This is a genomic window from Lentzea sp. NPDC037011 (genome assembly GCF_055607425.1).
In genome coordinates, this window is the sequence record NZ_JBVJRT010000010.1 from 360,816 (window position 1) to 372,624 (window position 11,809).

The window sequence follows — 11,809 nt, forward strand, 5'->3', positions numbered from 1 at the left end:
CGCAACGCCGACCCACCGCCGCAGCCCGCCACCACACAGCGGCTCGCTCCCTCCACCGCAACCGATCCGCCACCGCCGGTCCGCCACCGCCGGTCCGCCACCACGCCCACCTCGCCAGGCCCCACCCCCGCCCGGCCTCAACGCGCGACGCGGTCCGAGACCACCCCCGGCCACCCCGCCTGAACGGCCCTACCGCCGCCCAGCCCTACCGCCGCCCAGCCCTACCGCCGCCCAGCCCTACCGCCGCCCGCCCTACCGCCGCCCGCCCTACCGCCGCCCGCCCTACCGTCCGTCTACCTCCCGCCCGCCCTACCGCCCACTTCGCCCAACCCGAGCCGCCCGCGAGGCCCCTTTCACGGCATCCCCGCGCAAACTCAGAAAGGAGAGCACCGGCATCTCGAAGTAGTTCCACGGCGCAGCGTCCGCGTGCCCGCCCAAAACCCGGAACTGCGCCACGGCCTCGTCGAACCGCCGCAGCCGCAACAGCGCGAGGATCGCGTACCCCCGGTCGTCCCGCACCGCGACCGTGTCGGCACCTTCGTCCGCCAGCCGCTCCAGCACGACCTCCAGCGCCCGGCCGACCTCGGGCGTCTTCCACAGGGAGGGGTCGGTGTCCTCGGCCTCCAGCGCCGCCTGCAGCGGCAGTGCGGCGAAGCGCGGCGAGGTGTCCGCGGCGTCCAGGGCGAAGCCGAGGGCCATTTCGTTGGAGCCGCGCCACTTCGCGCACCAGTACTGCAGGGCCTGCTGGTGCCCGTCGTGGTGTAGCGGGTCGCGGGCGACGAGTTCGGACCACAGGGTGCGGAAGTCGTCGTGGCTCGCGCCGAGGCCGCGGGCCGTGGTGATGAGGGTGCTCCACGGGGTCGGGTCGTCGGGGAGGACGGCGGCTGCGGCGCGGGCGGCGGCGCGGGCCTCGGCGAGGGTGCGGTGGAAGCTCTCGAACTGGGCTTGAGTGGTGTCGGTGGCCCTGGCGCTGCCGCGGATGTCCCAGGCGAGGGACACCAGGGACAGGGCGTGGACGACGGACCGGTGGGGGTCGTTCGGGCGGGCGGTGTGCCAGGTGGTGAGCCAGGCGTCGTCCTTGGCGGCGAGGTCGGCGAGGGCCCAGGCGATGCGTTGGCGGCGGTCCCACGTGCCGTAGGAGGCGGCGGTGAGGTCGGCGGCGTTCTCCCAGTGGCCGGCGCGGACGTCGGCGCGCACGGCCTCCAGTGCGGGGTCCTCGACCGGCGGGTCGGCGGTGACGTCCGCGTCGGGGACGAGGCCGAAGCGTTCCGGGCGGGTCTTGGGCAGCAGGAAGGCGGCGACGAGCTCGGTGGGCAGTTCCTCCACCTCGACGCCGCGGCGTTTCGCCTCGCGCATCAGGCGGATGACGGAGAGGGCTTGCTTGGGCTTGAACAGCAGTGAGAACACCACGGGAGGGAGGGCTCCAGTCAGCGGGTGGGGCGGTAGTCGAGGGCGATGCCGGCGGAGGCGAGGGCGTGGCGCAGGGGCTGGGTGTCGGCCTGGTCGGCGACGGCCTCGTCGAGGTGGTCGGCCAGGTCGAAGTCGTCCGCCGCGGTGACGAAGGTGGTGCGGCCGAGCCAGTCGACCTGCCAGTGGGCCAGGCCCGCGTCGGAGAAGGCTAGGGCGAGCAGGGCGGAGAGCTCCGCGTGCACCTCGGTGCGGGCCATCGCGCGGCGGGCGCGGGGGCCGGCGGTGGGGCTGCCGGGGACCGACGAGTCGGGGCCGATCTCGGCGAGCAGACCGGCGTCCAGCGCGTCGAGGACGGTGGTGAGCGACGGGGGTCCGCCGGTGGCGGTGGCGGCCGCGGTCAGGAGGCGTTCGGTGCCGCGGACGACGCGGGCGCGGGCACCGATGTGGCCGAGGGTGGCCCAGTCGACGCGTTCCTTGGTGCCGGCGTCGTCGACCAGGGCGTCGAGGACGGAGGCGTCCAGCAGCGGCATCGGGTCGTCGAGCAGCTCCAGTGCCGGGCGGTCGCCCCAGGACTCGGGTTCTGCGTGCAGGGCGTCGATGGCGGCGATGCGGTCCGGCAGCGACGGGTACGGGTCGTACGGGCCGCGGTCGGGGTCGGTCGGGTGCTGGCGGAGCTCCTCCAGCTCGGCGTGCAGCTCGGGGGAGGTGCGCAGGTGGGCGAAGCCCTCGAAGAACGTCGTGGGCAGGTAGCCGGTGTCCCACGCGACGGTGAGGTGGCGGTTGGTGAAGAGGTCCCAGGCGGCGTCGATCACCGGCAGCTCGCGCAGTGCGCTGGACGCGGCGGAGGAGCCGGCCAGGCGGGCGGCGTGGGCGTCGGCGGCGCGCTGGCGGGCGCGGGCGACGGGCTGGGAGAAGCGGAGGAACAGCGTGGCGTAGCCGCGGAACAGCTTGGTGGCCAGGCGCTTGAACCACCTGTCGGTGGCGAGCGCGGAACCGGCGCGCAGCACGGCGCCGCGGGCGGAGATGACGACTGCGGCCAGGCGGCTGTCCTTCTGGGCGTAGTAGCCGAGCTCGGTGGCGAGCACGGCGAGGAGCTGCTTCTCGGTCAGCGTGGTGAGCAGCGGGGCACCGATGAAGAGCCGGCGGTGCCGCACGCTCAGGCCGAGGAAGCGGGTGTCCTCGGAGATGCCGGAGTTCACCACGGCGACGACGCGGAGCTCGTCCGGCGGGCGGGTGCCGAGGTCGGCGGACAGGCGCTGGACGAGCTCCCACAGCGCGGGTTGCTCGGCCGCGGTGACCGGGACGCCGGGCACCTCGTCGTAGCCGCGCCGTTCCAGTGAGACGAGGAGGTGCACCAGGGCGTAGGCAACGGGCAGTGCGAGGAACGCGAGCTGGACCGCGGCGACCGGGCGGTTGATCAACGCGTAGACCTCGACGAAGAGGATCGCGCAAACCAGCCCGATGGTCAGCACGTAGTAGTTGACGAGCAATGCGACTGCGCCGGCAGCACGCAACGAAGCACGCATGAGTAGAGCGACCTTCCCCCAGGAGCTGCCTGCGCGGGCAGCAGGAGTGAAGTGTGCAGCACGGGCGGGAGCGAACTCAACGCCGTATCACGGGAGAGCGTGACCACGTGGTCACGCCGGTCACCGGTGACCGGGTGCCGGTGATCGTGCGGCCGGCGGCAGGCGCGCTGTCGGGGCGGGACAGCGCTTTCCGCGTTGGGCGAAGACGGCCTCGCTGCGCGCCAAGACAATGGACGCGGCGAGCGGCACGGGGGGAGGTGACGATCATCCGGCCTACCGGGTCGCCGCCTGAGCGGACGGGGGAGCGCGTCCGGGTCGACCGCCCGGACGCGCTCCCTCCGGTCAGGGCCTGCGGTACTGCGCCGGTGATCCGGCCGTCGCCGGGTCCTCGTAGCTGCCCGCCACCCCGCGGTCGACGTGGAACGTCGTCAGCGTCGACACGGGGGACGCGGCGTCGCGGCGGTCGGCGATGACGCGCATGTGCGTGCTGAACCGCCGCGGGGTCACCTCGTACACGTCGTAGCCGTACCTGTTGCCCTCGAAGTACTTCAGGTGCGGGTTGGCCGCTCCCATCACCGGCCCGTTCACGGCGTTCCACTCCGGCGAGTACGCCCCGGAGGTCACCGAGTGCGCGGTGAACTCGGTGCCGATCACCGGCGAGGTCACGTCGTCGAAGTCGGGGCGGATGTCGTCGACGAACGCCGAGTGCCAGTCGCCGGTGAGCACCACCAGGTCCTCCATGCCGGTGGCCGCGACGTGGCCGAGGACCTCGCGCCGCTCCGCGCGGAAGCCGTCCCACTGGTCGGTGAAGTAGTAGCCGCCGCCGGTGCGCGCGAGCTGCGAGAGCATGATCGAGTTGATCCACACCTGCCACGCCTCGCGGGCGCCGGAGATGCCGTCGAGCAGCCACTGCTTCTGCTCGGCGCCCAGGATCGTGCCCGCGGGGAGGTTCTGCGCGGACCGGTACTGGCGCAGGTCGAGCACCGTCAGGTCGAGCAGGTCGCCCCACTGGCGGCGCCGGTGGATCCGCGGCTCCAGTGCGCTGCCCGCGCGGATCGGCAGGTGTTCGTACCAGGCCTGGTAGGCGGCGGCACGGCGCTTCACGAACGGGGCCGCGCCCTCGGAGCCGCTGTAGTCGTTCGCAACTTCATGATCATCCCAGGTCAGGTAGAAGGGATGTGCGGCGTGGGCGTCGCGCAGGGACGGGTCGCCCTTGTAGAGCGCGTGGCGGCGGCGGTAGTCGGCCAGCGAGAGGACGGCGGGGCCCTCGTGGTCGCGGACGTGCTGACCGCCGACCTGGCCGTGCTCGTAGATGTAGTCGCCGAGGTGCACGACGAAGTCGACGTCCTCGCGGGCGATGCCGCGGTGGGCGGCGTAGAAGCCGTCGTGGAACGCCTGGCAGTTCGCGGTGGCGAAGCGGACGCGGGAGACGGGCCCGACCGGCGCGGTGCGGGTGCGGCCGACGCGGCTGCTCCTGCCGAGAGCGCGGAACCGGTAGTAGTGGGTCTGGCCGGGGCGGAGACCGTGCACGGGCACGTGCACGCTGTGCCCCAACAGGTTCGAGGCCGCCACGGTGCCGCTCGCGACGCGCCGGCGCAGCGCCGGGTCGGTGGCCACGGTCCACTCGACCTCGACGACCTCGGGCAGCGGCTGCTCGAACGCGAGCGGTTCGGGGGCGAGCCGCGTCCACAGGAGCACGCTGTCGGGCAACGGGTCGCCGGACCCGACGCCCAGGGTGAACGGGGCCGCGTCCCAGGAGGCGCCGAGCTGTTCGGCGGCCGCGCGGGCCTGGGCGGGGGAGAGGCCCTGCGCCAGCGGCCACGCCGTGCCGAGGGCGCCGGCGGCCGCGGCGGCGCGCAGGAGGTCACGCCTGTTCAACATCAGCGGGCTCCGATCGTGAACGAGATGTTGTCGGCGTAGCCGTCGTTGGACGTCCCGCTGCCGGAGCGGGTCAGCTGCAGCGTCACCACGGCGGTGCGGCTGCCGGGCGGGACGGTGCCGCTCGCGGTGCGCTCGAACAGGCCGGTGCGGCCGCCGCGTTCCTCCGCCGTGAGCGGGCCGAGCACCACGAGACCGCGCGGGGTGCCCGCGCCGTCGAGGAACTCCACCGACAGGCGGGCGCCGTCCTGCTGCGATGCGTAGCCGCCGAGCCACGCGGAGATCGAGAACTCCGACGGGCGGCCTGGCAGCGTCACCCTCTGTCGCAACGCGGACAACTGTGTCCCGCCGCCGCCGAAGAACGCCGCACCGCGCTGCGCGGGCCCGGGATCACCGGGTCCCGGATACCCCTGCCCGGTGTCGTAGCGCAGCACCACCGGCGTGCCCGCGAGGGTGTGCCAGCCGCTCAGGCCCTGCTCGGCGCCACCGTTGACGATGAGTTCGGTCATGGTCCCGATCCGACCAACCGGTCGTGGCGCCCGCGGAGCGCGTGGCCGAACGGGGTGTGAACGGCAGGCCACAAGGCCTCCTCCTGGCTCCGCGGCAAGCCTCACGAAGGCCTCACCACTGCCCCAGGAGGATGATGGTGACAGAACCGACCGTATGAGAGGGCCGACTGGGTAGTCGCCGGGGCGCGCGGATCGTATCCTGGAGGGTGACGTCCCCAGGGTGGGCCGTCCGCCGGGATCGGCGGCAACCGCGAACACCCGGCGCCCGCGACCGCTGTGCCGGAGGAGGAACGATGCCACTCTCCGAGCACGAGCAGCGACTGCTCGACCAGATCGAGCGCGCGCTCTACGCCGAAGACCCGAAGTTCGCATCCACCGTACGAGGCGCCAAGTTGCGGCGGCCGTCCAAGCGGCGTCGTGTACAGGGCATCGTGCTGTTCGTGGCCGGTGTTGCGGCCCTCATCGCCGGGGTGATTTTCTCGCAGCTCGCAGTCGCGGGCATTCCGGTCGTGAGCGTTTTCGGTTTCCTGCTCATGTTCTTCGGCGTGCTCATCACCCTGACGACGTTGCGTCGTGGTGACCAGGTCGCCGAAGGTGCGCAGGAAGAGGGCAAGCCGACGCGCAGCCGCAGCTCGTTCTCCGAACGGATGGAGGAGCGCTTCCGTCGTCGCTTCGACGAGGAGCAGTAAGCGCACACCCTTCAGACACCACTCGGGCCCGCCCCCACCAAGGGGACGGGCCCGATCCGTTGTGCGGGGGACTACGCCGGCACCGGCTCCTGGTCCGGGACGTCGGCCAGCGGCGCGGGCGAGGGCCGCAGCACCGACCGCGGGAACAGCTTCGCCCGCAGCGACAACGGCGCGTTCTGCCGCAACGACTGCCGCACGGCCGTGAGCGCCGCGGGCAGCGCCGGGTCCGCCGCCGGGTTCGGGCTGTACCAGGCCCGCTCGATCGCGCCGATCATCGTCCGCAGCCCGTCGCGGCCTGCCTCGTCCAGGTTGTGCTCCCGCGCGAGCCGGCGGGCCGCCGTCCTGACCGTCTCCGCCGACGGCACCGGGGCGCCGCGGTCGACCGACTCCGCCATCAGCTCGGCCCACGCCGCCGTCGCCGCGTCCGGCCCGAGACGGCCGACCACCCGCAGCCGGGACCGCTGCCGCAGGTACCGCAGGGCAGCCGGTGTGCCCGCGGCCAGCAGCACGAGCACGACGGCGGCCAGCACGTACGACAGCCATGCCGCCGCGAACAGCAGCGTGGCCGACCACAGCACCGCGGCCGCCACCGCCGCCCAGCGCCGCAGCCGGCGCCGGCGTTCACGGTGCTGCGGCATGACCGCGGCACCGTCGTCCTTCAGCAGCACGTTGCGCACCATCGAGACCGCGGTCGCCAGCACGAGGGCGGTGAACACCGCCCACGGCACCCAGTCCTTCGAGGTGTCCTGCTGTGTGGCGTCACCGGTGACACCGGCCTCCTCCTCGCCGTCGGCGGCGGTGGACGGCGCGGCCGAGCCCTGGCTGGGCTGCGCGGTCGTCGACGTCTGCGTGTTCGCCGTCGGCTCCTCCTCCGCACCCGGCGACTGTTCGCGCAGGTACGGGGGCACGACCGCGCGGCCGTCGGTCATCGGCGTCGGGTCGAACGTCATCCAGCCGTGGTTCGGGAAGAAGATCTCCACCCAGGCGTGCGCGTCGTCGGTGCTGATCGTGCGGTAGGCGTTGTCCGGCGACGGGACACCGGCGGTGAAGCCGATGGCCACGCGCGAGGCCAGGCCGACCGTGCGGGCCATGACGGCCATCGCGGAGGCGTACTGCTCGCAGTAGCCGCGCTTGCCCCGGAGCACGAAGTCGGTCAGCGCGTCCTTGGTGACGTCGCCCTGCGTCTTCAGGTCGTAGGTGAAACCGCTGGTCGGGCCGTTGAAGAACTCGGTGAGCGCGGCGGCCCTGTCGAAGTCGTTGGTCGCGTTCCCCGTGATCTGCTTCGCGAGGTCGATGATCTCCTGCTCGACCCCGTCGAACTTGTAGTACTCCGGGTCGACCAGGTTGCGCTGGCCGGACGCGATGCGCAGCTGGTTCTTCGTCGGCGTCGCGAGCACGGTCTCGAGCTCGTAGGGTTCCGGCTCCCGCTCGCGCTGGGTGAAGATCACGCCCTTGGCGGGGTCGAAGCGGTAGTCGTCGTCCGGGGTGTCGATCCGGCGGACCGCGCCGTAGGTCGGCAGCCAGAAGCTCGTCCAGCCTCGCGGTTCGACCCCGATCTTGGCCACCTTGCCGTCGCCGCGGTCGCCCGGCTGCAGCGGCAGCTCACCGCGCGCGGGCTGACCGCCGGGGTCGCTGCCGCGTTCCCAGCCCTTGTTCGGCACGTACCTGGCGAGCGTGGAGGCCCGCATGTACGTGCTCTCCGGCAGGCCGCGCACCTGGAACACCTCGGTGGTCTTGCCGCGGTTCAGCATGCCGCGCAGCGACGTCATCTCGTTCAGGCCGATGCCGCCGCGCCCGCCGGCACCGCTGCCGCTCAACGGCAGCCGCCCGACCGTGCCGACGATCGTCACGCCCGCGCCGACCACCAGCGCGATCACCATCGCGATGCTCGCCACCGTGGTCGCCGAACCGCCGGTGCCACCGGCCGACCCGGACCCGAGCCGCCCGCGCCACGCCTCGTGCCGGTGCTGACCGTCCACCGCGAGCAGCATCGCGAACGCCGCCGCACCCAGCACGAACGTCCAGAACGGCAGCATCTCGTCGGCCAGCGACGCCGGCACCGCGAACACGCACAGCAGCACCAGGCCGGACGCCGCCGGGGCCGCCGCGGCGACCGCGAGCGTGTCCACCAGCACCGCGACCAGGCCGATCGCCAGCACCACGAGCGCCTGGATCGCCGGTGACGCGTGCACCGGCGGCACCCCGGTCTGCACCTGCGACACCGACTCCGCGAGGACGCCACCGAGCTCGCTCAGCGCGTCGGGACCCGGCAGGAACAGCAGCACGCCCGACCGCGTGTGCAGGGCCGTGAGCAGGCACAGCAGCACGAACACCTGGGCCAGCGCCACCAGCGGAGGGGGCAGCCGGGTGGCCCGCAGGAACGCACCGGTCACCGTGATCGCCAGGATCACCACGGCGATGCGGACCAGCCACAGGTCGCCCTCGATCACCCCGGACAACGCCGTCGACGCGCACAGCACCGCCAGCGCCGCGATCCACGGCGTCGCGGAGCTGAACCACTCCGCGGTCTCGCCGCGGGAAGACGTCGTCGTCGCCATAGCTCAGCCCACCTCCGAACGCACGGCCGGTCCGCGGTTGCTCGCGCTCGCGCACAGCTCCTGCCACACCTGCTGCATCGACGACGAGGGCCGCGCTATCGCCACGCCCCAGCCGGCTCCGGTCAGCAGCCGCCGGGCGTCCTCGGGGTCGGGCGCGGTCGCGTCCGACCCGCCCGCCCACGCGGTGACGTCCAGCAGCACCGCGAGGCTGCGCGTGCCCCGCGGCCGGTACCTGATCAGCTCCTCGACCGAGGACGGCGACACCCCGCCGAGCACGGCGATGACCTCCTGGCCGGCACCGGGGTCGATGCCGGCGGAGAGCTCCTTGCGGTGCGAGGCCTGCAACGCCGCCAGCGCGTCGAGCACCACGTGGTCGCTGTGCCCGCCGTCGGACGCCCCGCCCGCGAGCACCCGGCCGTCCTCGGAGACCAGGCGCACCTGGTGGCCGAAGTGGTGCAGGTGCAGGCAGATCGACGCCGCGAACGAGATCGACCACTCCAGCGACGCCGTCGGGCCGCTGCCGCGGTGCGCGTGGACGCGGTGGTCCAGCAGCACGGTCGTGCCGCCGCGCCACGGGCGTTCCTCGACCCGCACCATCAGCTCGTCGCGCCGGGCGGTCGAGCGCCAGTGCACCTTCCGCAGGTCGTCGCCCTGCCGGTAGGGCCGCACCACCGCGTCGTCCTCGCCCTGGCCCGCGCGCAACCGCACCGAGCCGTCGTCGCCCGCGCCCATGCCGGACCCGCCGGGCAACCCGGCCAGGCGCACCACGCGCGGCACGACGACCAGGCGGGAGCGGCCGGCCAGCTCGCGGTCGAACTCGGCCAGCCCGAACGGGTCGGTGATCCGCGCCATCAGCGGGCCGACCTGCTGGATGCCGCGCATGACCGGCTTGAGCGGGTAGCGCAGCGACGTGGGCGTGTTGCGCGGCAGCCGCTCCACCAGGAACCGCGGCCGCGCGCCCAGCGCGTAGGGGACGGTGTCCTCCAGCATCAGCCCGCCGGTGGGCAGCCGGCCGGTGCTGCGCAGGTCGAGCTTGACCTCGGACGCGGCCCCGACCGGCACCCGGCTGGGCGCGAGGAACCGAGCCGCGTGCAGGCCGACCCTGGCCCGTGTGGCGAGCCAGGCGGCCAGCAGCGGCAGCGCGATCACGAACGCCGCGACGCGCAGCAGATCGCGTTCGTTGAGCACCACGGCGCACGCTCCGGCGGCGAACCCCGCGGCCAGCAAGCATCTTCCGCGGGTGGTCAGACCGGACAGTGCGGTGCGCATCGTTACCGTGGCGTCCCTGCGTTGTTGTTGATGCTGCGGACGAAGGCGGCGTTCGGGTCGAGTGCTGCGGTCGGCACCGGCACCCGCTGCAGCAGCGCCCTGACCAGCTCGGCCGCTGACCGGCGGGCGGCCTGGGCCTCCGCCGTCAGCACCAGCCGGTGCGCCAGCACGGGGATCGCCACGGCGTGGATGTCGTCGGGCACCACGAAGTCCCTGCCCGCGAGGGCCGCCTGCGACCGGGCCGCCCGCACCAGGTGCAGCGTGGCCCGCGGGGACGCGCCGAGCCGCAGCTCCGGCAGCCGGCGGGTGGCCGACACCAGGTCCACGGCGTAGCGCCGCACCTCGGGGGAGAGGTGCACCCGGCGCACGGCCTCGATCAGCCGCAGGATCTGCGCCGCGTCCGAGACGGGCCGCAGGTCGTCGAGCGGGTTGTGGCCCGCGTGCTCGTCGACCATGGCGAGCTCGGCCTGGGGATCGGGGTAGCCGACCGACACGCGCGCGGTGAACCGGTCGCGCTGCGCCTCCGGGAGGGCGTAGGTGCCCTCCATCTCGATCGGGTTCTGCGTCGCGATCACCATGAACGGCGACCCCAGCGGGTAGGTGTTCGCGTCGACCGTGACCTGGTGCTCCTCCATGCACTCCAGCAGCGCGGACTGCGTCTTGGGGGAGGCGCGGTTGATCTCGTCGCCGACGACGATGTTCGCGAAGATCGGTCCCGGCCGGAACTCGAAGTCGTTCTCCTGCCGGTTGTAGATCGACGAGCCGGTGATGTCGCTCGGCAGCAGGTCGGGCGTGAACTGCACGCGGCTCACGGTGCAGTCGATGGAACGGGCAAGCGCTTTCGCCAGCGAGGTCTTGCCGACCCCCGGCACGTCCTCGACCAGCAGGTGCCCCTCGGCGAGCAGCGTCACGAGGGCCAGCCGCACGACGTCGGGCTTGCCGACGAGCACCCGTTCGACGTTGGCGGCGATCCGCTGGACGGCGGCGTGCAGCTCACCCAGAACCTGTTCGACCGGCGCGTGACTGTTCGCGCTTGGGCTTCCCGGCGTCACTAAACCTCCAGCAGCCGTGTCCGGAACACGGACGTGTGAGCGTTTCACGCAGTGTGTCAAACCACGGCTAAGTGCCCCACACCTGCGGGCCGCTTCAGGTTCGCTCCACCAGTTTCCACCTTCCCCCACCACCGCGCCCCAACCCCGTGTTCCGGCCCGGATTTCTAGTCCGTTCGAGTGGCAAATCGGGGCTTGAACCTCACCCGCGCAGGTGGAGCCTGCGGAGATCCCCCACCATCCCCCCGCGTCTCCCCACCTCGTCTACCTGCGGAAACAGGTTGCTCGGTGGTGCGTGAGCACCTGTTTCAGCGTTGACTGTGGTGAAAAGTGGGGTACTGTGGCGGCCGGTGGGGCAGACGGGGGCTCCACTGCCGGTCCGTCGCCCGGCGAGGGAGGTGGCTGCCGATGTTCCTCGGCACTCACTACCCGCGCCTGGACGACAAGGGTCGGCTGACACTGCCTGCGAAGTTCCGGGACGAACTGGCGGGAGGTCTCATGGTCACCAAGGGCCAGGACCACTGCCTGTACGTGTTCCCCCGGGCGGAGTTCGAGCAGATGGCGAGGAAGGTCGCCGAGGCGCCGTTCACCAACGACGCCGTACGCGCCTACCAGCGTTATCTGTTCGCAGGTACGGACGAGCAGCGTCCGGACGGTCAGGGTCGGGTCCTGATCGCACCGGAACTGCGCCGGTACGCCGGGCTGACCAAGGAGTGCGTGGTCGTCGGCGCGTTCACCAGGTTGGAGATCTGGGACGCGGCGGCCTGGCAGACCTATCTCGACGAGCACGAGGACGGCTACGCCACGGCTCGCGAGGAGGTCATACCGGGCGTCTTCTGATGGCGGTCAGCCGAGCAACAGGCCGGATGTTCAACCGCGATTCGGGTGCCGTGAGGCCTCGGTCCGCTCGACAACCGACCC

The 11,809-nt window shown here is 72.8% G+C and carries 9 protein-coding genes; 2 read left to right on the forward strand and 7 right to left on the reverse strand.

Annotation, left to right across the window (positions count from 1 at the left end; translation table 11 throughout):
• Positions 1–309 precede the first annotated feature (309 nt).
• The 4 genes from ACZ7CH_RS30150 to ACZ7CH_RS30165 form a co-directional block, all read right to left on the reverse strand.
• Positions 310–1,407, reverse strand: coding sequence for a DUF4034 domain-containing protein (locus ACZ7CH_RS30150; RefSeq protein WP_470375486.1), 1,098 nt, complete (start codon positions 1,405–1,407; stop codon positions 310–312).
• Positions 1,408–1,427: 20 nt separating this feature from the next.
• Positions 1,428–2,936, reverse strand: a complete 1,509-nt coding sequence (locus ACZ7CH_RS30155) for a M48 family metallopeptidase (protein ID WP_470375487.1) — start codon at positions 2,934–2,936, stop codon at positions 1,428–1,430.
• A 342-nt stretch (positions 2,937–3,278) separates the two neighbouring features.
• Complete coding sequence (locus ACZ7CH_RS30160) at positions 3,279–4,817, reverse strand: alkaline phosphatase D family protein (RefSeq protein ID WP_470375488.1); 1,539 nt, start codon at positions 4,815–4,817, stop codon at positions 3,279–3,281.
• Positions 4,817–5,323 carry a hypothetical protein gene (locus ACZ7CH_RS30165; protein ID WP_470375489.1) on the reverse strand — a complete coding sequence of 169 codons (507 nt, stop codon included), beginning with the start codon at positions 5,321–5,323 and terminating at the stop codon, positions 4,817–4,819. The genes ACZ7CH_RS30160 and ACZ7CH_RS30165 overlap by 1 nt, the downstream gene beginning before the upstream one ends.
• 293 nt (positions 5,324–5,616) lie before the next feature.
• Between ACZ7CH_RS30165 and ACZ7CH_RS30170 the strand changes: the two genes are divergently transcribed.
• Positions 5,617–6,012 carry a DUF3040 domain-containing protein gene (locus ACZ7CH_RS30170; RefSeq protein WP_360390551.1) on the forward strand — a complete coding sequence of 132 codons (396 nt, stop codon included), beginning with the start codon at positions 5,617–5,619 and terminating at the stop codon, positions 6,010–6,012.
• A 71-nt stretch (positions 6,013–6,083) separates the two neighbouring features.
• Here the strand turns inward: ACZ7CH_RS30170 and ACZ7CH_RS30175 are convergent, their stop codons facing one another.
• From ACZ7CH_RS30175 to ACZ7CH_RS30185, 3 genes are read right to left on the reverse strand one after another with little or no spacing between them, the layout of a single operon-like run.
• A complete protein-coding gene (locus ACZ7CH_RS30175) occupies positions 6,084–8,570 on the reverse strand; it encodes a transglutaminase TgpA family protein (protein WP_470375490.1) in 2,487 nt (828 codons plus the stop codon).
• A gap of 3 nt (positions 8,571–8,573) precedes the next feature.
• Positions 8,574–9,839, reverse strand: a complete 1,266-nt coding sequence (locus ACZ7CH_RS30180) for a DUF58 domain-containing protein (RefSeq protein ID WP_458430722.1) — start codon at positions 9,837–9,839, stop codon at positions 8,574–8,576.
• 2 nt (positions 9,840–9,841) lie between these two features.
• Positions 9,842–10,891, reverse strand: a complete 1,050-nt coding sequence (locus tag ACZ7CH_RS30185) for an AAA family ATPase (protein WP_470375491.1) — start codon at positions 10,889–10,891, stop codon at positions 9,842–9,844.
• Between the two features lie 405 nt (positions 10,892–11,296).
• On the opposite strand from ACZ7CH_RS30185, the gene mraZ reads away from it, so the two are divergent.
• Positions 11,297–11,728, forward strand: a complete 432-nt coding sequence (gene mraZ, locus ACZ7CH_RS30190) for a division/cell wall cluster transcriptional repressor MraZ (protein ID WP_053733094.1) — start codon at positions 11,297–11,299, stop codon at positions 11,726–11,728.
• The last annotated feature ends 81 nt before the right edge of the window (positions 11,729–11,809 follow it).

Bases quoted from the DNA above. Each gene is read 5' to 3' on its own strand.
- ACZ7CH_RS30155 (WP_470375487.1), bottom strand. From the start codon at position 2,936: ATGCGTGCTTCGTTGCGTGCTGCCGGCGCAGTCGCATTGCTCGTCAAC.
- ACZ7CH_RS30165 (WP_470375489.1), bottom strand. From the start codon at position 5,323: ATGACCGAACTCATCGTCAACGGTGGCGCCGAGCAGGGCCTGAGCGGC.
- ACZ7CH_RS30175 (WP_470375490.1), bottom strand. From the start codon at position 8,570: ATGGCGACGACGACGTCTTCCCGCGGCGAGACCGCGGAGTGGTTCAGC.
- ACZ7CH_RS30170 (WP_360390551.1), top strand. From the start codon at position 5,617: ATGCCACTCTCCGAGCACGAGCAGCGACTGCTCGACCAGATCGAGCGC.
- ACZ7CH_RS30160 (WP_470375488.1), bottom strand. From the start codon at position 4,817: ATGTTGAACAGGCGTGACCTCCTGCGCGCCGCCGCGGCCGCCGGCGCC.
- ACZ7CH_RS30180 (WP_458430722.1), bottom strand. From the start codon at position 9,839: ATGCGCACCGCACTGTCCGGTCTGACCACCCGCGGAAGATGCTTGCTG.
- mraZ (WP_053733094.1), top strand. From the start codon at position 11,297: ATGTTCCTCGGCACTCACTACCCGCGCCTGGACGACAAGGGTCGGCTG.